Origin of the sequence: Neobacillus sp. PS3-40, from assembly GCF_030915485.1 — a bacterium.
Taxonomy (GTDB): Bacteria; Bacillota; Bacilli; order Bacillales; family Cytobacillaceae; genus JAUZPL01.
Window position 1 is genome coordinate 3011231 of the sequence record NZ_CP133266.1, and the last position, 22438, is coordinate 3033668.

The 22438-nt window shown below is 37.4% G+C and carries 23 protein-coding genes; 15 read left to right on the plus strand and 8 right to left on the minus strand.

The features are described 5' to 3' along the window. Positions 1-52 precede the first annotated feature (52 nt). Positions 53-961, minus strand: coding sequence for a TIGR01777 family oxidoreductase (locus tag RCG20_RS14665; RefSeq protein WP_308180870.1), 909 nt, complete (start codon positions 959-961; stop codon positions 53-55). A gap of 76 nt (positions 962-1037) precedes the next feature. Here RCG20_RS14665 and recX point away from each other — a divergent pair, with 76 nt between their 5' ends. Then, positions 1038-1847 carry a recombination regulator RecX gene (gene recX, locus RCG20_RS14670; RefSeq protein ID WP_308180872.1) on the plus strand — a complete coding sequence of 270 codons (810 nt, stop codon included), beginning with the start codon at positions 1038-1040 and terminating at the stop codon, positions 1845-1847. A 60-nt stretch (positions 1848-1907) separates the two neighbouring features. Here the strand turns inward: recX and RCG20_RS14675 are convergent, their stop codons facing one another. Then, a complete protein-coding gene (locus RCG20_RS14675; protein WP_308180873.1) occupies positions 1908-2588 on the minus strand; it encodes an SDR family NAD(P)-dependent oxidoreductase in 681 nt (226 codons plus the stop codon). A gap of 89 nt (positions 2589-2677) precedes the next feature. Here RCG20_RS14675 and RCG20_RS14680 point away from each other — a divergent pair, with 89 nt between their 5' ends. After that, positions 2678-3001, plus strand: a complete 324-nt coding sequence (locus tag RCG20_RS14680; RefSeq protein WP_308184360.1) for a YfhH family protein — start codon at positions 2678-2680, stop codon at positions 2999-3001. 43 nt (positions 3002-3044) lie between these two features. Here the strand turns inward: RCG20_RS14680 and RCG20_RS14685 are convergent, their stop codons facing one another. Both RCG20_RS14685 and RCG20_RS14690 read right to left on the minus strand, forming a co-directional pair. Then, positions 3045-3188 (minus strand): YpzG family protein, encoded by a 144-nt coding sequence (locus RCG20_RS14685; protein WP_308180874.1) that lies wholly within the window; start codon positions 3186-3188, stop codon positions 3045-3047. Positions 3189-3212: 24 nt separating this feature from the next. Then, positions 3213-3380, minus strand: coding sequence for a small, acid-soluble spore protein K (locus RCG20_RS14690; protein ID WP_308180875.1), 168 nt, complete (start codon positions 3378-3380; stop codon positions 3213-3215). A gap of 129 nt (positions 3381-3509) precedes the next feature. Here RCG20_RS14690 and RCG20_RS14695 point away from each other — a divergent pair, with 129 nt between their 5' ends. Continuing rightward, positions 3510-3779, plus strand: a complete 270-nt coding sequence (locus RCG20_RS14695; protein ID WP_308180876.1) for a YfhJ family protein — start codon at positions 3510-3512, stop codon at positions 3777-3779. A 97-nt stretch (positions 3780-3876) separates the two neighbouring features. Here the strand turns inward: RCG20_RS14695 and RCG20_RS14700 are convergent, their stop codons facing one another. Further along, on the minus strand, positions 3877-4857 hold the full coding sequence (locus tag RCG20_RS14700) for a metal-dependent hydrolase (protein WP_308180877.1): 981 nt from the start codon (positions 4855-4857) through the stop codon (positions 3877-3879). Between the two features lie 240 nt (positions 4858-5097). On the opposite strand from RCG20_RS14700, the gene mutY reads away from it, so the two are divergent. Further along, on the plus strand, positions 5098-6186 hold the full coding sequence (gene mutY / locus RCG20_RS14705; protein ID WP_308180878.1) for an A/G-specific adenine glycosylase: 1089 nt from the start codon (positions 5098-5100) through the stop codon (positions 6184-6186). A 29-nt stretch (positions 6187-6215) separates the two neighbouring features. Here mutY and RCG20_RS14710 read toward each other — a convergent pair whose 3' ends face one another. Continuing rightward, positions 6216-6440, minus strand: a complete 225-nt coding sequence (locus RCG20_RS14710) for a hypothetical protein (RefSeq protein ID WP_308180879.1) — start codon at positions 6438-6440, stop codon at positions 6216-6218. Positions 6441-6554: 114 nt separating this feature from the next. Here RCG20_RS14710 and fabL point away from each other — a divergent pair, with 114 nt between their 5' ends. The 4 genes from fabL to RCG20_RS14730 all read left to right on the plus strand — a co-directional run bounded on the left by fabL (position 6555) and on the right by RCG20_RS14730 (position 10464). Next, positions 6555-7304 (plus strand): enoyl-[acyl-carrier-protein] reductase FabL, encoded by a 750-nt coding sequence (gene fabL / locus RCG20_RS14715; RefSeq protein ID WP_308180880.1) that lies wholly within the window; start codon positions 6555-6557, stop codon positions 7302-7304. Between the two features lie 80 nt (positions 7305-7384). Continuing rightward, complete coding sequence (locus tag RCG20_RS14720; RefSeq protein WP_308180881.1) at positions 7385-7681, plus strand: gamma-type small acid-soluble spore protein; 297 nt, start codon at positions 7385-7387, stop codon at positions 7679-7681. A 405-nt stretch (positions 7682-8086) separates the two neighbouring features. Then, complete coding sequence (locus RCG20_RS14725; RefSeq protein ID WP_308180882.1) at positions 8087-8617, plus strand: nucleoside tri-diphosphate phosphatase; 531 nt, start codon at positions 8087-8089, stop codon at positions 8615-8617. A gap of 77 nt (positions 8618-8694) precedes the next feature. Continuing rightward, on the plus strand, positions 8695-10464 hold the full coding sequence (locus RCG20_RS14730; protein ID WP_308180883.1) for an ABC transporter ATP-binding protein: 1770 nt from the start codon (positions 8695-8697) through the stop codon (positions 10462-10464). A gap of 125 nt (positions 10465-10589) precedes the next feature. Here RCG20_RS14730 and RCG20_RS14735 read toward each other — a convergent pair whose 3' ends face one another. Continuing rightward, on the minus strand, positions 10590-15059 hold the full coding sequence (locus tag RCG20_RS14735) for a glutamate synthase-related protein (protein WP_308184361.1): 4470 nt from the start codon (positions 15057-15059) through the stop codon (positions 10590-10592). Positions 15060-15370: 311 nt separating this feature from the next. After that, complete coding sequence (locus RCG20_RS14740; protein ID WP_308180884.1) at positions 15371-16666, minus strand: glutamate-1-semialdehyde 2,1-aminomutase; 1296 nt, start codon at positions 16664-16666, stop codon at positions 15371-15373. 362 nt (positions 16667-17028) lie between these two features. Between RCG20_RS14740 and RCG20_RS14745 the strand changes: the two genes are divergently transcribed. The 7 genes from RCG20_RS14745 to perR all read left to right on the plus strand — a co-directional run bounded on the left by RCG20_RS14745 (position 17029) and on the right by perR (position 22394). Beyond that, entirely contained in the window at positions 17029-18036 is a 1008-nt protein-coding gene (locus RCG20_RS14745; RefSeq protein WP_308180885.1) for an ABC transporter ATP-binding protein, read from the plus strand. 16 nt (positions 18037-18052) lie between these two features. Further along, positions 18053-18844 carry an ABC transporter permease gene (locus RCG20_RS14750; RefSeq protein WP_308180886.1) on the plus strand — a complete coding sequence of 264 codons (792 nt, stop codon included), beginning with the start codon at positions 18053-18055 and terminating at the stop codon, positions 18842-18844. 3 nt (positions 18845-18847) lie between these two features. Then, positions 18848-19633, plus strand: coding sequence for an ABC transporter permease (locus RCG20_RS14755; RefSeq protein WP_308180887.1), 786 nt, complete (start codon positions 18848-18850; stop codon positions 19631-19633). A gap of 106 nt (positions 19634-19739) precedes the next feature. Continuing rightward, positions 19740-20135 (plus strand): ion channel, encoded by a 396-nt coding sequence (locus RCG20_RS14760; RefSeq protein ID WP_308184362.1) that lies wholly within the window; start codon positions 19740-19742, stop codon positions 20133-20135. Positions 20136-20202: 67 nt separating this feature from the next. Beyond that, entirely contained in the window at positions 20203-20670 is a 468-nt protein-coding gene (gene bcp / locus RCG20_RS14765) for a thioredoxin-dependent thiol peroxidase (protein ID WP_308180888.1), read from the plus strand. 617 nt (positions 20671-21287) lie between these two features. Then, positions 21288-21839: a cob(I)yrinic acid a,c-diamide adenosyltransferase gene (locus RCG20_RS14770; RefSeq protein WP_308180889.1), complete on the plus strand. Its 552-nt coding sequence runs from the start codon at positions 21288-21290 to the stop codon at positions 21837-21839. A 117-nt stretch (positions 21840-21956) separates the two neighbouring features. Next, positions 21957-22394, plus strand: coding sequence for a peroxide-responsive transcriptional repressor PerR (gene perR, locus RCG20_RS14775; protein ID WP_308180890.1), 438 nt, complete (start codon positions 21957-21959; stop codon positions 22392-22394). Positions 22395-22438: the final 44 nt, after the last annotated feature.

The window sequence follows — 22438 nt, forward strand, 5'->3', positions numbered from 1 at the left end:
AAAACACTATGTACATAACCATTTTTTCCTTGTTGAAAAGGAATAATACTGTTTAGTTAGAAAAAATATTACTTAACGCTTTATTAAGCTCTGGATATTGAAAGTGGAATCCACTTTGTAACAACTTTTCTGGCAACACTTTTTGACCTTCCAATACTATGGTACTCATTTCCCCTAAAAGAAGTTGAAGAGCAAAATTTGGAACTGGAAGCCAGTGTGGCTGGTGTAGAACAGAGGCAAGTGTCAAGCCGAATTCTTTCATAGAAATAGGATTTGGTGCAGTAAAATTAACAGGTCCTTGAATTTGATCGTGATCAATTGCATATAAAATCCCTCGTACGACATCCTTAATATGAATCCAGGATATCCATTGCCGGCCATTTCCAACAGTTCCACCCACAAAGGCCTTATATGGAAGAGTCATTCTTGGCAAAGCCCCTTTATTTTTGTCAAGGATAACTCCAAATCTACATAAGACAGTGCGGATTCCTAATTTTGATGCATCACTCGCTTTGTCCTCCCATTCCATTACTAAACGGGATAAGAAGTCATTATTTGCGCCTGCATCCTTTTCTGTAAACATTTTTATTTCCGAAGTCCCATAAAAACCAACAGCACTTGCATTAATAAGTGCCAGTGGCTTTCTATCAAGTCTTTTCATTATGTTCAAAATTTCAGCGACGGTTTGGATACGGCTGTCAACGATTCGCTTTTTTCTTTCTTCAGTCCATCGCCCACTGTTGATGGATTCTCCTGAGAGATTAACAAAAATATCGGTTTCTTGAAGTGAGACTAGAGGATTAGCACTTTTTTCAAGCCATTGAACATACTTTATGCTTCCACTCTCGTCATTGTTTTTTAATGTTCTTGTTAGGATGACGACTTCATGATTATTTTCAATTAAATGGTTAACAAGGGCTTTGCCGACAAAGCCAGTACCACCTGCAATTGCAATTTTCAAACAATCTCCCCCTTACTAGTATTTTACGCTGAACTTTCTTAAATAGATATGTTACAGTAGTGGGGAGGTGAGAAATATGGCTGTTATTACTAAGATCACCACTCAGCAGAAAAATAAGGATCGCTATAATATTTTTATGGATTATGGAAAAGGCGAGGAGTTTGCCTTTAGTGTGGATAGTGATGTTCTAATAAAGCATCAGCTGAAAAAAGGGATGGAAATTGATGATTTTTCCTTTATGGAAATTCAATACCAGGATGATATTCGGAAGGCGTATAGTAAGGCCATTTCCTATTTAGCGAGAAGGATGAGATCAGAAAAGGAAATAAAGGATCATTTACTTCAAAAAGAAATTGAGGAACCCGTTATACAGGAGGTAATACATAAATTATTGGCTCTAAATTATATTAATGACCAAGAATTTGCATTTGCTTATGCTAGGACACAAATGAATACCACGGATAAAGGTCCAGATATTATTAAGACCGAATTAAGAGAAAAAGGGATAGAAAAGACGATCATCGAAATGGTTCTTGAAGAATTCTCATTTGACTTGCAGTTGGAAAAAGCAACAAAGCTTTGTGAGAAAGCCCAAAAAAATTCGAAGGATTCCCAAAGAGCTGTAAAACAAAAAATTGAACAATTACTCATAAGAAAAGGATATACCTTTGAAATCATCCATTTAGCAATAAATGAAACCAACATGGAAACTGAAGAAGACGAACTTGGAGCAATTCGGTTCCAAGGTGAGAAACTGGAACGGAAATATAATCGATACAGTGGTTATGAGTATAAGCAAAAAATGAAACAAGCTTTGTATCGTAAAGGTTTTTCTTTTGATCTAATTGATAAATATTTAGCTGAACAAATTGATAGTTTTGACTAATAATATTCCTGACCCCTCGTGAAATCCTTATATAGTGAGGGGCCAAGGCCTCTACTTTGGTCATCCTTTTTTGCTATCAATAATAATTGAGTCCCGAACGATTTGTTCCAAGATTATTTCGGCGACTTCTTTTGCTGATCTGAATCGAGACGGATCTTGGATATGATTGTTGTTATTCTTCCAAAAAGGGGTATCCATTCCTCCCATATAAACAGCAGTGAACTTAATTTTAGTTCCTTCATATTCCTTTTGGAGGCTTTCGGTAAATCCTCTTACAGCAAATTTACTGGCAACATACACGGCCTCATTTACTTTTCCACGTAATCCAGCAGTAGAAATGATATTTAGGACGTGCCCTTCACCCTGTTTTTTTAAATAAGGTAAAATTGCTTTCGTCATGTTAATAGTACCAAATACGTTTGTTTCAAACATTTCATTCATTTGTTGTTCACTTATTTCGATAAAAGGACCGAAATGACCGATGCCGGCATTGTTGACTAAACCATAAAGTGAAAAGCGGCCACTCATTTCCGCTAATTGTTTGTTCACTTCTTCTTGATTACGAATGTCCATTGGAAGAATATCAGCTCTTCCGCCAAGGGCCTCAATTTCATTTTTAACAGAAGATAGTTTTTCTAAAGTTCTTCCCGCTAAAACAAGATGAAAGCCTTGTTGACATAAAAGAATTGCTAATTCCTTGCCTAAGCCTGACCCCGCACCAGTCACAATCATTGTTTTCATAGATATTCTCCTTTGTTCATAGTTCTAACTTTCATAATAATACAAAATTCAATATACTAAAATAAAGTAAGGTTTGGGAGTGAAAAATGATGCAGCAGGATAGACGATATAGTACAATGACAGAACATGAATTACGAGAAGAAATTGCGAGTCTTCAGGAAAAAGCAAGAAAAGCGGAACAAATGGGAATGGTCAATGAGTTTGCGGTACTTGAGCGAAAAGTTGTAATGGCCAGAGCCTATTTATCTAATCCTGATATGTTTTCACCAGGTGAAATTTACGAAATTGAAGGAGATCCGGGATCTTTTTTCAAAATTGATTATATTAATGGTGTATTTGCTTGGGGATACCGATTAAATGGTGATGGACAAGACGAAGCACTACCAATTTCAATGTTAAAATGGCTTAAGTAAAATAGAAAAGCCAGAGATGAAATCTCTGGCTTTCTTTTTAAAATCAAGACTGCTTCCTAGTCTGACGCTTTAGAATGATGAGGTCCTGGGATAGCTGGGTATCGCCGTTTATTTGTGAATGGGCGTGTTTTGGGTTATACCATGGTGTAGTAAACGGTCGATTTTGAAAAAATTTTTGATTTCCCATATCGAATCCTCCCTGTAATTAAAATCAGCCTATTGAATCATTCTCGCGCTCTCCTGAAGCACGCATCCGTTCTTGTGGATGCGTATTGATTGTACCATTTGCTCTTTTTGAGGAGTATTCAGCGTGAACGTCAGGTTCACCCTCAAATTTGTTGTTATTTTGGTTAGGAAAATTTTTTGCATTGTTTCTCATGATTTACCTCCATTAAAAGGGATGAGAAAACGTGAAAAGCAAAGGCATCTACAATGCTTTCCACGTATCACTAGTATTCGACTTTTTGCTACCGGTTATGTTGTAAAAAAATGGTAACGAGGTGCTGTAATGAATGATTATCATGAGAAATTGACAAATCTTTTATTGGATAAAAATGATTATTTATCCTATGCCCAAGCAAGAATATGGGTTGAATTGCTTTGGGATGATTTTGAAACCACCTTTGTAAGAGCGGGTGTAGAATCCCTCGGTAGTGAAACAACGGAATTAGTTGTAAAACAATGGATTGAGCAATATGGAGGACACCTCCATGAATTTGCAGGAGAGAATCTAAAGTACAAAGGATATTTTGAACAAGACAAAAATACTTTACATTAAAAAAAGCGATGACATGGTTGTCACCGCTTTTGCTTTTTGCAAATGGGTAATAATAACCCCCGCTACATCGATACAACAACTACTTTTTAGCTTGTGATTAACTTGGTAAGATATCCAATTTTTTGCGAAGCTTTTCTTCGCTAAATATCCACCCTGTATATGAATTGATTATTTCTAATTGGAGATCCAAATGAACGACTGCAACAAAAGGATAGCGATTGTTGCTCCTATAGCGTAAGTCAATAAAGCGTACCTCATAAAAATCATCATATTCATCTACTTCCCATCGATAAACAGGGGAAAAAGATAGGAACGCTGAAAGATTTTTATCCTTTTTAGCTGCTTTTAGCACAGGCGTTTCGGGTATGGGGATTCGCTTAAATTCATCTAAAATGCGAAATTGATTATTCTCTGCTCGCCCCACAAAAAATGAGTGTTCATTTGTTACTGCTATTCTCCAATGATGAAATTTCATTGTTGGTGCTATAATAATTTGAGTTGCATCAGGTATGGCTTTTTTGACCTCCGTCCGGACTATCCCTTGGGCCTTAAATCTTATTAAATAATAGGCAAAGATTACGGCATACATCGCAAGGAAAGTATATCCAGGTATTGCTCCCACGATCCAGAGAATGATTCCAACAACGTGAATTGCGAATATAAATGGGTCAAATGTGTTGATGACTCCTAATGCAACCCATTTAGGTGAAAAGGGTCTAAGCGCCTGGGTACCATAAGCATTAAAAATATCAACAAAGACATGGAGAAAGACAGCAAAAAATGTCCAAAGCCATAAATGCAATAAATTTGCTCCTGGATGAAATGGGTAAACTACAGCTAGAATAGCTAAAGGCCATAGAATTACTGCTGGGATCGAATGTGTGACGCCCCGGTGATTTCGAATATATACCGCATTATTCCTAAGTTTCAAAACGGTGTCTATATCAGGTATTTGTGATCCAACAATTGCGGCGATTAAGACACTACTCGCTGTGGCAGAATTTGTTGCGACCACTGGATCAAGTGTAGCAATCCCACCAAGGGCAATGCCCATTACAACATGAGTTCCTGTATCCAAAAGGAAAGGGCCTCCTTAAATAGATTTGGTTAATAAACCTTGCCTTGAGCTGAAAACACTTCTTTTTGAAAGTTTCTGCTTATGATTAAACATTAAAATTAAAAAAATTAACCTAATTCTTCAATAACTTGTCCAACATTCTTAAAAAAATGTCCTAAATACTTAAGGATCTAATAAAGGTTATACACTTTTATATTCCCACATTTCCGCATTGTTTAACAACTTGGAGGTACAAAAGTAATGGAAAATGAGTTAAAAAATATCGGGAAAATCGATATTAAAGCATTTCAAGATGATCTAATTTCTTGGTTTAAAGAAGAACAACGAGATTTACCATGGCGCAAGGATCAAGATCCTTATAAAGTTTGGGTATCGGAAATCATGTTGCAACAAACACGAGTGGATACAGTGATTCCGTATTTCAACCGTTTCATCGATTGGTTTCCAACAATTGATGATCTAGCTAAAGCGGAAGAAGAGAAAGTCCTGAAAGCTTGGGAAGGACTCGGTTATTATTCAAGGGTTCGAAATTTACATTCGGCCGTAAAAGAGGTAAGGGAAAAGTATAAAGGGGTAGTTCCAAATACTCCAATAGAAATTGCAGAACTTAAAGGCGTCGGTCCATATACAGCAGGAGCTATCTTAAGTATTGCATATGGCATCCCAGAACCCGCTGTTGATGGAAATGTAATGAGAGTATTATCGAGGATTCTTTCTATTTGGGAGGATATAGCCAAACCCTCTTCAAGGAAAATTTTTGAAAGTGCAGTTCGCCAATTAATTTCCCAGACAGAACCTTCAGCATTTAATCAAGCTTTGATGGAGCTTGGGGCATTAATATGTACTCCTACATCCCCATCATGTTTACTCTGTCCTGTTCGTGAACATTGCCAAGCATTTTCTGAAGGAGTCCAAACAGAGCTTCCGATAAAATCAAAGAAAACCAAACAGCGCAATGTTCAGCTAATTTCTATTATTGCTACCAATGAACAAGGTAAAATTTTAATTCATAAGCGCCCTAATAAAGGACTGCTTGCAAATTTATGGGAGTTCCCAAATATTGAAATAACCCTTCCATTTCAAAATGAGAAGGAAAAAATTAAAGATCTTTTTAAGGAAACATTTGATTTGGAATTTAAACCTGAAAAAGTAATCGGTCAAATCGAGCATGTTTTTTCACATTTAATCTGGAATGTACATGTTTATAGCGGAAAAATAGTGAGAAATCCTTCTGAAAATCAGGAATGGAAATTTGTTTCTTTAGAGGAAATGGAAGACTTTGCTATCCCCGTTCCCTTTCAAAAAATGCGTCAGTTATATAAACAATAAATGAACGCCAAAATGGCGTTCATTTATTGTTAGTCGTAAGTTATTTCAGTACCATGATTTGAATCGGCCTCATGGCGTTTCATTCCACCACGATACTCGATTTCTTTTATGATCTCTGTATGGATAGTTAAGCCTTCGCTATTTAAGTAGGGAGCAATTTGTTGTAATGAGTGGTGAAAAAATGCCAGTTCACCGTTATTCCATTCTGATTTTGGAATCATAGATAACTCGGTCATATCACGTCCAACATACATTTTGATCTTCCTTTCAAAAGGATTCTTTTGTGTTAGTGTCCTTTTTACAATTGTCTTCTATACATGTTAAAGATAAAATAGGTAACAAACAGGGAAATAGAGAGGAATTAAATTATGACACAAAAGGTTGCATTAATAACAGGTAGCAGCAGAGGAATTGGGAAGGCAACAGCCCTCAAGTTAGCCCAAGCAGGATATGATATTGTCATTAATTACGCGAGAAGTAAGAAATCGGCTCTTGAAACTGCTGAGGAAATTGAAGCTCTTGGTAGAAAAGTTTTAATCGTGAAAGCCAATGTCGGTGATGTGCAAAAGATCAAAGATATGTTTGTACAAATAGATGAGGAATTTGGTCGTTTAGATGTGTTTGTAAATAATGCTGCTTCGGGTGTTCAAAGACCTATTATGGAAATTGAAGAAGCACACTGGGATTGGACGTTAAATATTAATAGCAAGGCATTGTTATTTTGTGGACAAGAGGCAGCAAAGCTAATGGAGCGAAATAATGGAGGAAAAATTGTCAGTATCAGTTCACTTGGGGCAATTCGGTATTTAAAAAATTATACAACTGTTGGGGTATCGAAAGCAGCACTAGAAGCATTAACGCGGTATTTAGCAGTGGAATTAGCTCCAAAAAACATCATTGTTAATGCTGTTTCCGGGGGAGCAGTTGATACGGAGGCACTACAGCACTTTCCAAATCGCGAACAAATTCTTCAAGAAGCGAAGGCCAAAACTCCTGCAGGAAAAATGGTGGAGATCGACGACATGGTGAATTGTGTAATGTTCCTTTTATCAGACGAATCAAGCATGATAAGAGGCCAAACCATTATTGTTGATGGTGGAATTTCTTTATTAGTCTAATTTTGAAATTTTTCCCATATAAAAAATTGGGATAGCTTTCACGTAGCTTGGTTACATTAAACACGTGGAGGTGATTAAAAGTGGCAAACTTTAATAAACAACCTAACAAAACACAAGCTGGAACTAACATTCAAGCACAATCTGCTGCAGCTCAAGGCCAATTCGGAACTGAGTTTGCAAGTGAAACAAATGCTGCAGAGGTAAGACAACAAAATGCTCAATCAGCAGGAGCACAAACTGCTAAATCTGCTGGAGCACAAGGCCAATTCGGAACTGAGTTTGCGAGTGAAACAAATGCTGCAGAGGTAAAGAAACAAAACCAACAAGCTGAAGCTCGTAAATCTCAAAATTCTGGCCAATTTGGAAAACAAAGCTAATAGAAATATCCTTAGATGGCACTCCAATACTGTTGGAGTGTCTTTTTTTTAGCCATTTAACAAGGAGTGCCTTTATTAGCTTATAAAAAAGTTTATCTTTGTTAAGGTACTAAAGTAAGTGAGTAACATTGATAAATATTCAGCACTCAAATCGCATAAGTGCAACTAGGCAATCGCCGGCGCTATGGCTTTGGCGCTAGCCAAGTTTTCTTTAAGGTGATGAATTCTTAATGGAAAATGAAAATTTTAGCAAAGAGTGATGAAATCAATGCCTCTTTTGTTTTAAATTCTCTGTCTAAACGTTATAATAGTAGAAAATAGAAATGTACTTTGTTAACTTTTGTCGTTTAAATAAGGTTATCGATAGGTTGCAAAGCGTTCAGGCAATGAAAGTAGGGGAAAATCGTGGGCGTACCCATCGAAGGTGAACCGATACAAATACATAGTTATAAACATAATGGGAATATCCACCGTGTCTGGGAAGAAACAACTGTTTTAAAAGGGACACAGAATTTGGTGATTGGTGGAAATGACCGGACACTTGTGACCGAATCGGATGGAAGAACATGGATTACCCGTGAACCAGCAATATGCTATTTTCATGCGCAGTACTGGTTTAATATTCTTGGAATGATTCGTGAAGATGGTATTTATTATTATTGTAATATTAGTTCCCCATTCATTTTTGACGGAGAAGCATTAAAGTATATCGATTATGATTTAGATATCAAGGTATTCCCTGATATGACATTTAATTTATTGGACGAAGATGAGTATGAACGCCATCGCCGGGAAATGAATTATCCTGAAGCAATTGATCAAATACTTAAAAGAAATGTTGATAAGCTAATTCAATGGATTCGCCAACGGAAAGGCCCTTTTTCACCTGAATTTATTGATATTTGGTATGAACGGTATTTGACTTACAGACGTTAATTAGTTGTTTGTAGTGAACCCCTGTTGATTTATGAATGATCAACAGGTTTTTATTTGGGGAAGGTGGGTCAATAGCCTTGAGTAGTATCCGCAGGTATCTTCAATTTGTAAAACCTTATCGCTTACAAATTATCGGAACAATTATTATAGGACTTATTAAATTTTCTATTCCTCTTATTATCCCGATGCTAATTAGGTACGTGGTAGATGATATCATTGAAAATGATGCATTAACGCAGCATGTCAAAATCACCAAATTATTTTTTATCATGGGAACCATGTTGGTTGTTTTTGTTATTTGCAGGCCACCAATTGAATATTATCGTCAATATTTTGCACAATGGACATCAAGTAAAATCCTCTATGATATTCGCGATCAGCTATATACCCACATACAAAAACTAAGCTTTAAATATTATTCAAACACCCGTGCAGGGGAAATCATTTCCCGAATGATCAATGATGTAGAACAAACGAAGACATTTGTTATTTCTGGATTAATGAATCTTTGGCTCGATATGGCAACGATTGTTATTGCGATTGGGTTAATGTTTTCAATGAGTAAATCTCTTACACTTATATCCGTATTGCTGTTTCCACTCTACGCTATTTCAGTAAGGTATTTCTTCGGGAACTTGCGGAGGCTCACCAGAATTCGATCACAAGCTCTTGCGGGGGTGCAGAGTTATTTGCATGAACGTGTTCAAGGAATGTCGGTTATCAAAAGTTTTGCGATTGAAAAATATGAGCAAGGTCAATTTGATAAACATAATAAAAACTTCTTAGATAAGGCGTTACAACACACGAGCTGGAATGCTAAATCTTATGCAGCAGTCAATACGATAACAGATATTGCCCCATTAATCGTTATTGGCTATTCAGCCTATCTGGTTATTCAGCATAACCTCTCTTTAGGTACGATGGTAGCTTTTTTCGCTTATATTGACAAGTTGTATAATCCATTGCGCAGACTTGTAAACTCTTCGACAACCATAACCCAGTCATTTGCATCAATGGATCGTATTTTCGAACTTATGGATGAAAAGTACGATATTGTTGATGCACCACATGCCATTGAATGCAAAGAGATTTTAGGCGAAATAACATTTGAAAATGTTTCTTTTTCTTACGCAGAAGGGGAGGAATTGGTTTTAAAAGAAATTTCACTTCAGGTAAAAAAAGGGGAAACCATTGCACTTGTAGGAATGAGTGGGGGCGGTAAATCAACGTTAGTCAGCTTGATTCCGCGTTTTTATGATGTAACAGAGGGTAGAATTTTATTAGATGGTATGGATATTCGTGAATTTAAGGTTCAGTCCCTTCGAGATAAAATTGGAGTAGTGTTTCAAGATAATATCTTATTTAGCGAGTCAGTAAAAGAGAATATCTTGCTAGGAATGCCAACTGCTTCTGACGAAGAAGTGATTTGTGCAGCAAAGGCGGCAAATGCCCATGAATTTATCTTAAATCTTCCAGATGGATATGACACGAAAGTAGGAGAACGAGGTGTTAAGCTTTCAGGGGGGCAGAAACAGCGTATTGCCATTGCAAGGGTATTCTTGAAAAATTCACCGTTAATTATTTTAGATGAGGCAACTTCTGCACTTGATTTGGAAAGCGAACATCTTATTCAGGAATCCCTCCAAGAGCTAGCAAGGGATCGTACCACTTTTATTGTGGCTCATCGCCTATCAACCATTACCCATGCAGATCGAATTATTTTAATTGAGCATGGAAAAATTGTTGAAGTAGGAACACATGAAGAATTAATGAAGAAACAAGGGAATTATTGTAGATTATTTCAGGTTCAACAGCTTGAAACTAAAGAAACCGAAGCAGTCAATTAACTGCTTCGGTTTTTTGTTAGCTAATCAGAATTTATATCCATAAATTCTGCTAGCGCATAAGTGCAACTACGCCTAATCATCGCCCTTTGGGGCTCGCCAATCGGCGAGTTTTCTTTATATATGCATCATTCTGTTGAAACCGACGGATCGGCCTGTTCTTTTGCGGGAAGGATTTGAACGAAGTTTTCTTCTAGATTAGCTAGAAGGGTTTTTAGCATCGTTGCCTCACTCACTTGCCCATCACTCACAAGCAATTCGATGTATTTGCTTAAAAGTTCACTTACGTCTTTTTTCCCTTTATCATGTAGATCTGAAACAAAAACTTTTGCTCCTTTTGCAATCCGGCGTTTAATGGCATCCTTTGTAAGTCCCATTTCTGGTTGATGTCTAATATAGATTGCGCCCCCAGTCATACCTGCACAAATCCATGGGCCAGGATCTCCCAAGACTAGACCACGACCATTCGTCATATATTCAAATGCAAAACCTTTGATATTTGCTTTTGAGCCAATGTTGCCATGCTCCGTTGCTGGAATAGCTTTTTTAACAAGGCCCCCAATGATAATATCTGCACCTGAAAGCCGAATACCTGCTCGTGCATCTGCATTTCCTTGGGCGATAAGTAATCCTTTTTGAGCACCATAGCCAAAGCCTTTTCCAACCGAGCCATTATAGTACTTTCCATTTTTTCCTTTAGATTTAAGAACTTGAATACTTCCACCGAATGACGTTTTTCCAACCCCATCCTGGCCTCCACCGTTCACGGTAATATGGATTCCTTCGCTATTATAAGCACCTAACCCATTTCCCGGAATAGATCCTTCTTTGTATTTTAACTGAACGGTTTGGAGATTGTGATAGGAACCGTCTAGTCTACCTCGGACCCGATGGCAAGAAACACGGCTTCCTAGTACCCTTTGATCAGATGTGATACTGACAAATTCACGGGAAGTATTCAATTCATCAACGCTCGCATCAAGATACTCTGCTCCAACTGCCATTTGCATCTGAATAGTATCTTCTGAAATCATATGTCCCATTTGAGTAACTTTTCCCATTTCAAGTTGTGATAGCAGAGATGAGAGGTCAAGCCGCTCTGCTCCTGTTATTTGTTCAAGCAAATCAGAGCGACCAACTGCATCCTGCAGGTTTTTAATGCCTGATTCAGCAGCAAGTTCTTTTAATTCCTGACCAAATGCAGTAAAAAGGTTCATAATTCCTTGAACTGCTAAATCTAATTGTCGTGGTACAAAGCGGCGTAGGCCGTGTTCCTTTGCTTGGGCCTCAGAATCAATTTGCGTAGCAATTCCAACATGACAGGTATCGAGATGACAGCCACGGCAAGTCGTACAACCAATGGCAATCATTGATAATGTGCCAAACCCAATTCGGTTTGCTCCAAGAAGCATAACCTTAATTATATCTGTTGCACTTTTTATTCCACCATCGGCCCAGATTTCTACCTTATGGCGAAGCCCACTCTCAATTAGAGCATTGTGGGCTGCTTTTACCCCTATTTCAACAGGCAACCCGACATGCTGAAGGGCATGAATTCTTGCGGCGCCTGTTCCACCGTCAAAACCGCTAAGTGTGATAATGTCTGCCCCAGCTTTAGCGATACCTACAGCAATTGTACCAATATTAGGCACAATAGGGACCTTAACAGCAATCCTTGCCTGATCATTAGCCGTTTTCAATTCATGGATCATTTGCGCTAAATCTTCAATAGAGTAAATATCATGGTTATTTGATGGTGAAATCAAGTCTGAACCAATTGTTGCATTTCTGGCTTCAGCAATCTTTGCTGTCACTTTGGAGCCAGGTAAGTGGCCGCCTTCACCAGGTTTTGCACCTTGCCCAATTTTAATCTCCAGCAGATTGGAGGAGTTTAGCAACTCAGCGTTCACTCCGAAACGTCCGGATGCAATTTGTTGTCCTCTAGTGTGCGGATATTTGCCAAGCATATCTTTAATTTCTCCGCCTTCACCATTTAAACTAATCATATTTAAGCGATTGGCACCTTCGGCATAAGCACGAAAGGCTGTTTCATTTTGGGAACCGAATGACATCGAAGAAATCACAAACGGTAGATCATGTTTACCTACACGAATATCCACTTCTTCTGGTGATAATGGGTGTATGCTCTTTTTTAACTTTGTCAAATGGCGAATGGTTGTAGGGTTATCTAATTCCTGCCCGGTAATCTTTTCACGATAAATACTGTAATCGCCAGTTCTAGCAACATCACCAATTGATTTCCAAATACGCGGGAAAACCCTGAAAGTATTTCCGATTTTTTCTTGCTCATTTTGATAATCCGCTGCTCTTGCTAAAGAATCTTTTTCCATTGCAGCAAAATTAAATTCAACCTCTTTTGACCCGAAAAAGTTTACGATATTTAAGGTATCAGTGATTTCTTCATTCAAGCCAATGGCAGAGAATAATCGGCCGTAACCACGTAATTCATGGATACCTAGAGTGGATACCACTTTTTCTAGTCCTTTGGTAAGGGCATTGTACAAGTTAATAAGTGGCTGATTCGTTTCATCTGATACGGTGATGAACATATAATACGGGCTAATCAAATCTGCTCCCAATCCAAAGGTAGTCACAATATCATGAAGTGACCTCATGGCTGCAGAGCGTACGATCAAAGAACAATCCCTTCTTAGTTCTGCCTTAACCAATGCCTGATCAACTGCGGATGTTACCAGATGCGGATCAATCCAATAAAAATTTTCTTGATTGGATTTTGCATCATCCAAAATGATAAGTGTCTTTCCAGAAGAAACTGCTTGAACGGCTTCCTCTGAAATTCTCAGAAGGGCTTCTGGGATGCTTTCATTTTTCTTAAATGTAGCTGAAATAAATGCTACTAATTTTTGTTCTTGATAATGTCGAACAATTTGATCAAAACTTGGTTGGCCTACAAATTCTGAACAGTTGAAACCTGCCTTCCCTTCTAAGAGGAGAGGATTTGTAAGTTCTAATACTATTCCAGGGTCTTCGTTTACAAAAAGGTTTGGACGTTTACCAATAATGACACGGGTTGAAAAGTGTTCTGTTTCACGGTCACGATCAATTGCAGGATTGGTCACGACAGCAACGCTCTCTTTAATAAAATCGGCAATATTTCTTCGTTCAGAATTAAGTGCTGCAAGCGGAGCATCGTGTCCAAGTGAACGAATAGGCTCGACACCTTTTTCAGCCATTTGTTCAATTAACTGGATATGATCACGTTCCCACCCAAATGATTTATATTGGCCGTTATGAATTTTATCTGGATATGTCATGGTTATTGTTTTACTCAATATTGGCTGCTTGAGACGGTTACGAGAATTCTCCACATTTATCCTTGTTGCAAAGCGGTTAAATACTTCTTCCTGATAAAGGGAGTATTCATAAACACCTAATTTCTCACCATGCCATTTGAATCCAACCTTCTCCCCAGGAGCTAACGATTTCGGCTCGTTTACATATTCTGTTGACGGGATGATGCCAGGTTCTGATGAAAATAGATATGAACTATCTGTTTCAAGCATCCAAAGTGGGCGAAGGCCAAGCGCATCTACACTAAAAACTGCCTCATCCCCGAATCTTGAAATAATGCCAGCAGGCCCCTGAGCAAAATGGCCCCATGCTTCGCGAATATAGGTATATAAGTCTTGAAGATGATCTGAATATGATTTAATTTCATTTACTATTGGAGGGAACAAAATGTCCATGACTTCAAATAAAGAATAACCATTAAGGCACATTAATGTTTCCATTGTCCGACTTAAATCCTGGGAGTCACTTCCACCATTTACAAGAGGAATACCAATCATCTTTGCCTCATCACGAAGCTTAGCGATGGTATTTATTTCCCCATTATGACCTAGCACACTAAAGGGCTGCACTCTAAAAAAGCTTGATTTTGTATTTGTTGAATAACGATTGTGTCCTAGCGACATAGTGGATGCTACTAATGGATTGGCAAGATCCAGATAATAGCGGGGGAGAATATTGCCTGCACCCATTACTTTATAAACTGCATGGTTTTGGCTTAAAGATGCTACATGGATTTCGTCATTGAGTTCAAAATCAATCAGTGTCTCAAAAATAGTTTTTGTTAGTTCTTGCCCTTTTTTATTCGAAACACAGGCGATTTGCCAAAAAACAGGGTTTTCTTGAGTAGCGATAGGACCTAGTGCAGATGGGATCGTTACTTCGTCTGTTTCAAAAATAAGATCTAAACCATGCACCTCTAATTTTTGCATTAGTTCTATTTTAGTAGATTGGAAGTCTACATTACGGCTAATGAAGATATGACCAACAATAAACTCGTCTTTCTCAGCAAGTTTAGGGTCTACACCTGCCATAAATAGTTTTTCTTTCCATAAATCTGTGGGAATATCAATGTGAATTCCCACACCATCTCCCTCACCGTTTATAAATCCAGCCCGGTGGTTCATGGAAACAAGAGCGTCTATACAGTCAAAAATATTCTTTCGGGTGGGGAGCTTACTTTTTTCAAGGCAAGCGACTATTCCGCATGAGTCATGCTCATCTTTATGGAAGTCTTTGAATAAGGAAGGGTTCCACGTTTGGTTCATAGGTTTTGGCTTCATTGGATTTCTCCGCTAAAGCCGCTTCACCTCCTACACTATAAGTTTTTTTAAAAAAATAAAGGTTATGGAAAATTTATTACGTTATTGGGGCAATCTATTAAAGGAAGCAAAATATTAAATTAATAGTATCATATAAATTTTCAGATTTCAAATATTTATACATTAAATTGGATAAAAATATTGTGGCGTGAAGATAGTGAATGACGGAGTGATGTATTGTTGCAAACGTTTTCAAAGGTAAAAAAATACAAGCACAGGGATTTTTATCGCCCTCTGCTTGTATAAAATATGAATATTTATTCGTTTCTTAATGAGTGAAATGCATTTTTAACGGCATGAAGTGTTGCCTCTACGTCCTCTTCTGTATGAGCGATCGTTAAAAACCATGCTTCATATTTAGAAGGAGCTAAGTTAATCCCTTGATGAAGCATAAGTTTGAAGAACTTAGCAAATATTTCCCCATTTGTGTTTTGGGCTTGCTCATAATTTTCAATTTTTTCATCTGTAAAATAAACAGTTAGAGCGCCTTTTAAACGATTGATCGTAATTTGAATCTCATTTTCTTTAGCTGCATCTGTTATCCCTTTTTCTAGAATAGCACCTAATCGATCTAAATGGTCATATACACCATCTTGTTTTAATACTTCAAGACAAGCGATCCCAGAGAGCATGGAAGCTGGGTTCCCGGCCATTGTACCTGCTTGGTATGCAGGGCCAAGCGGTGCCACCTTTTCCATAATTTCCTTGCGTCCACCATATGCACCGATTGGCAGGCCGCCACCGATAATTTTTCCTAGAGCTGTTAAGTCTGGTTTTACACCAAGTAAGTCTTGGGCACCGCCATACATAAAGCGAAAAGCTGTAATAACTTCATCGTAAATGACGAGTGCTCCAGCTGCATGTGTAAGATCATTTACCTGCTGTAAAAACCCTGGATTTGGTTCAACTATTCCAAAGTTACCAACGATTGGTTCAACCAGAACAGCTGCAATTTGATTTCCCCATTTTTCTAACGCTTCTTTATATGATTCAATATCATTGAATGGTACGGTGATAACTTCTTGGGCAACACTTTTTGGGACTCCTGCTGAATCAGGAATACCGAGAGTTGATGGGCCAGATCCTGCTGCAACAAGAACCAAGTCGGAGTGTCCATGGTAGCAACCTGCAAATTTGATGATTTTATCTCTTCCAGTAAAAGCACGAGCCACACGGATTGTCGTCATTACGGCTTCTGTTCCAGAATTAACAAACCGAACTTTATCAAGTGCGGGAATAGCTTCTTTTAACATTTTAGCCAGTTTTAGCTCATGGGGCGTTGGGGTTCCGTAAAGAACACCTGTTTCAGCAGCTCGTTTGATTGCTTCTGTAATATGTGGATGGGCATGTCCGGTAATAATGGGGCCGTATGCAGCAAGATAATCGATGTACTGATTGCCATCGACATCCCAAAAATAAGCACCTTGTCCTCGCTCCATCACAATTGGAGTACCTCCGCCGACTGCCTTAAAAGAACGAGAAGGACTATTTACCCCTCCAACAATATGTTCAAGTGCTTCTTTATGTAATCGTTCTGAATTAGTGAATTGCACAATTTTACCTCCTAATTTTAAATACCTTCTTATTTTATCACTTTTTTTCAGCTAATCAGAATTAATATCCATAAATTCTACTAACGCATAAGTGCAACTACGCTTAATCATCGCCCTTAGGGACTCGCCAATCAGCGAGTTTTCTTAATGTATAGCCGTTTGATTATTTAGGAAATTGCTATTCTTTCCTGAGCTTGTAGCTTGATTAGTTGTATTACTAGTAATCTTTAGCTAAACTAAATTTTTAGGGCAGTAACTGTTAAGGGTAGAAGTGTTCATGCCCTAACTCTATTTTAGTTCTTATTTTTTTATTCATTCCAACAGCATTTTATTAAAGAACTGTCTTTTAGGAGGATTTATAGATGAATAATGCAATTGAGGTAAATGACTTACGAAAGGAATTTAAAGCTTTCTCAAGTCGATCAGGGCTAAAAGGAGCATTTAGAGACCTTTTTACCAGAAATTATAAAGTTGTCCCAGCGGTGAATGATATCAGTTTTTCAGTAAGGCAAGGAGAAATGGTTGGATATATTGGTGAAAATGGCGCAGGAAAATCAACGACCATCAAAATGTTAACAGGAATCTTAACGCCTACTTCGGGTGGTATTGTAGTTAATGGTATGAATCCACATAAGGAACGTGAAAAATTTGTCCAAACAATCGGAGTCGTTTTTGGCCAGCGATCACAGCTATGGTGGGATATTGCAGTTCAGGAATCGTTCCGCCTTTTGAAAAAGGTATATAAAGTTTCTGATGCTCATTACAACGAGCATATGGATCATGTTATTAAGACGCTTGACATTGAGCCGCTTTTGGACAAACCGGTGCGGAAGCTGTCGCTTGGGCAAAGAATGAGGTGCGAATTAGCTGCCGCATTAATCCATAATCCACCACTGCTTTTTTTAGATGAGCCGACAATTGGATTGGATGTTTTAGTAAAGCTAAAAATCCGCGAGTTTTTAAAAGAAATAAATGAAAAATACAAGACAACTATTTTGTTAACCACACATGATTTATCTGATATTGAGGCATTGTGTGAACGAGTTATTATGCTTGATGAGGGAAAAATTATATACGATGGAGCCCTTAGAAACTTAAAAGATACATGGGGAGATAGAAAAGAATTGCGGTTTCAATTTATTGAGAACGTTGATCTGGAAGCTTTAAACCATTTAACAATTGGCATGCCTGTGAAATGGGAATTGGATGAAAAAGAGCATATATATATTGCGTTGTTAGAAGATATCGATGAACTGATATCTCAAGTGATCGCCAAGGTGGTTGCGGCTTTTAAAATAAAGGATATAAAAATTAATGAAACTTCAACAGAGGAAATTATTCGTAATATATATGAAAAAGGGACTGTATAAGAAGGGGGCATATAACTTGGATAAATATCTTGAAATGATCAGGATCCGGTTTTTAATGATGCTTGCCTATCGAACCAATTATTACACCGGAATTCTTATTTACAGTATTAATATTGGGGCGTATTACTTTTTATGGACAGCTATTTATGGAAGTAAACCACAGATTGAAGGCCTGTCTGTTATTCAAATGACAACTTATGTTGCGGTAGCTTGGATGGCGCGTGCCTTTTACTTTAACAATATCGATAGGGAAATGGCTGTTGAAATTATGGAGGGGAAAGTGGCTATCGAGTTGATAAGACCCTATAGCTATCTGGGTATGAAAACAATGCAGGGACTTGGGGAAGGGATTTTTCGGTTTTTATTCTTTTCGGTTCCTGGTCTTGTGATCGTAGCGTTCATATTCCCTGTCAAATTTACATGGAATCCAACTGTTTGGGGATTGTTTGGCATTTCAATTCTGCTAAGCTTTTTTATTAATACCCAACTCAATTTATTAACTGGTATTACTACTTTCTTCTTATATAATAATTCTGGACTAATTAGAGCAAAGCGGGTAGTAATTGATTTATTTTCCGGTCTACTCCTGCCTATTAGTTTCTTCCCAGAATGGGCGCAAGGTGTGATGAAGTATCTTCCTTTTCAAGGGATTAGCTACATACCTAGCATGATTTTTACAAATGGATTTTCCCATCAACAAGCAATATCAGCCATTTGGCAGCAATTTGTCTGGGTTATTGTATTGATTGTGCCGATCCAGTTGCTTTGGTTATTAGCAAAAAAGCAATTGATTATTCAAGGGGGTTAAAAATTGTTTTACGTTTCGATGTTTTTTCAATATATATCCCAATATTTAAAGACGAGGTTTCAATACAGGGCAAATTTATTTGTTGAATTTTTTTCTGACCTCTTATCACAGGCGGTAAATTTCATCTTTATCATGATTGTATTTGGGCATACCAGTTTGTTAAATGGATGGACTCGCGATGAAATTATTTTTATCTATGGCTTTTTCCTTGTTCCGTTTGCAGTATTTTCGTCTTTTTTTAATATTTGGGATTTTAATGAGCGCTATATTGTTAAAGGAGAAATGGACCGGATTTTAACTAGACCCATTCACAGTCTTTTTCAGATTATTCTAGAACGGATGGAATTGGAATCTTTACTCGGTGCGATTACTGGAATCGCTGTAATGATTTACTCTGGCAGCAGGTTAGGGCTTGAGTTAACATGGTTTGATCCTTTTTTGTTCGTTATTTTTGTACTAGGCGGGGCACTAGTGTACGGTGGTGTTTTTGTCATGATTGCTTGTATTAGCTTTTGGGCAGATGCGAGGACGGATATTATGCCGATGATGTACAATATCAGCAACTATGGTCGCTATCCGGTTGATATATACAATCATGTGATCCGTTTTGTGTTAACATGGGTGCTCCCTTTTGCTTTTGTGGGTGTTTATCCTGCAGCCTATTTTCTTGGAAAAAAAGAAGGGTTCATTTACGCATTTTTAACTCCATTTATGGGTATTTTGTTTTTTGCTGTTTCTATTATTATCTGGAATCAGGGAGTAAAAAGATATCGGGGTGCTGGTAATTAAAAAAAGTTCAAGAAACCAAGCAAAATTGTTGCTTGGTTTTTTGATATTTTCTTGTACAAGCAAGCATAAAAATAGTCTATGAGATGTCGACTTAAGAGGTGAGTCACTGTTGTTCTATTTACTAATCGTGCTTGTGTCTTTTTGCATATTTATGAGTTTAAGGAATCTATTTTTGCCAAATGGAATTAAAGGGAAATTTGTATCATTTGAAAATTTCCTTTATTTAGGAATTATTTACACAACAATCTTAATCGGTTTTGGCTTAATCTATTTATTATTTTCTTTAAAGGGGGAACCATTGCTTAGGGAAGTGGAAATTGTTAAGAGTAACAATATATTTGAAACATGTTTTTACTTTAGTGCAATGACTTTGTTTTCAGTAGGACATGGTGACGTGGTTCCACAAGGTTTAGGTAGAATGATCACTGTAATTGAAGCGTTAATTGGTTATACTCTCCCTGCTGCATTTGTTGCAAGGGCAGTATTTGACAGAGAAAAGTAATATTAGTTGTTTTGAATCAGAGTATTGGATAATCTAAGAATAATAAACCTTTTATGGAGTGATGATCATGACAGTTGAAGTAGGAAAGTCGGCACCTGATTTTGAATTAGTGGCAAGTAACGGGGAGACTGTAAAATTATCTTCTTTTCAAGGGAAAAATGTGATTCTTTATTTTTATCCAAAGGATATGACTCCCGGCTGTACAACGGAGGCTTGTGATTTTCGCGATAACCATGAAACCTTTACAGATTTAAATACTGTTATTTTGGGGATTAGCTCTGACCCAGTCGATCGCCATTTGAAATTTTCAGAGAAGTACGGATTGCCATTTTTGTTACTTGCTGATCCAGACCACCAAGTGGCAGAGACGTATGGAGTATGGAAATTAAAAAAGAACTTTGGTAAGGAATATATGGGAATTGAAAGAACTACATTTGTAATAGATAAAAAAGGAACAGTAGCAAAAGAATGGACCAAGGTGAAAGTAAAAGGACATGTTGAAGAAGCGTTGGAATTTCTTCGTGGAAATATTTAAAAGCCTATTTTTGTTAGTAAAGGCATTTGTCCAAGAGAATAAAGCTATTTTGAATAACATTATATTAGGGCAATTACCTCCTCAGATATTTTTGATAGGGTCCATTCGGGCCCTTTTTTTTATTGTAAAAAATTAGTAAGGCCGGAATATGCATATACCTTAAAAAATAATTTGATGTCAAGTCGAAGTAACATAGAGCCCCTAAAAGATTGTTATAGTATTTCTCTAATGAAGATAATGAATGACAAACAACTCGCGGTAGTGCGGGTGCTTGCACTTTTTATATAGAAAAATGGTATGATGGATAAAAGAAATTTTATAAATTTTTTAGCTTATAAGAAGGTTTATTTTTGTTAACGCATTAAAGTAAGTAACTTTCGTTGATAAATAATCAGCACTCAAATCGCATAAGCGCAACTAGGCAATCACCTGCGCTAAGGCTTGGCGCTAGCAAAGTTTTCTTTAGCTAATCAGAATTTATATCCATAAATTCTGCTTGCGCATAAGTGCAACTACGCCTCTGTCATCGCCCTTAGGGGCTCGCCAATCGGCGAGTTTTCTTTAAAAATATAGCTTCCTTTTTATATCTAAAATGACATGTATTGGGGGAATTGAAAATGAAAATTTATACAAAAACAGGCGATAAGGGGACGACCTCTCTTGTTTATGGAGTCAGAGTAGCAAAGAATGATGCTCGTGTTGATGCATATGGAACCTGTGATGAAACAAATTCAATGATTGGGCTAGCTTTAAGTCATTTAACAGAAGAGAAATTTCAAGGGAAAGAAATACTTGAAAACGTATATCATAAAATACAAACATCTCTCTTTCATGTTGGGGCTGAGCTAGCTACCCCACAGGGTAAAGAAGTGAAATGGAAAATTTCTTCCTTGGAAATTGAGGAAATGGAAAAGCAAATCGATGAATGGGACGCAAATCTCCCACCTTTGACCAATTTCATTTTACCTGCGGGGCATTCAGCAGGAGCTGCTTTTCATGTGGCGCGAACAACTGCTAGAAGGGCAGAGCGTTGTGCTGTCGCATTAGGGGAAGAGGTAAACCCTCTTGTACTTACTTATTTAAACAGACTCTCTGACTTACTGTTTGTAACGGCACGTTTTGTAAATAATCAATTAGGAATAAAAGAAAGAACACTCCATGAGAGTTAATTTCTAAAAAAGTTCATAATATGTGATATAGCCATATTGACAAAAGGGTTAAAAAGTTAGTAAACTAATTATAACAATTATAATCTAAGAATACTTTTGGAATAGAGGTGCATGACGATGCCGCATAGCCATTTGAAAGAAGCTTTGGATACCTTAAAGGAAACAGGCGTTCGAATTACTCCACAACGTCATGCGATACTTGAATATTTAATAAACTCGATGTCACATCCGACTGCAGATGATATTTATAAGTCGCTAGAAGGAAAATTCCCAAATATGAGTGTGGCGACAGTTTATAATAATTTACGAGTATTTCGTGAGGTTGGCCTAGTAAAAGAATTAACATATGGTGATTCTTCTAGTCGTTTTGATTTTACTACTACGGAGCATTATCATGTGATTTGTGAAAATTGTAGTAAGATTGTTGACTTCCATTACCCAGGGCTTGATGAAGTTGAACACTTGGCTTCACATGTAACGGGTTTTAAAGTAGGACATCACCGTTTAGAAATTTATGGTGTTTGTCCGGATTGTGCTTTGAAAGAAGCTCATTAATCTTAATTCAATATGGAAGCTAACTATTTCTGTATATTTTCTAA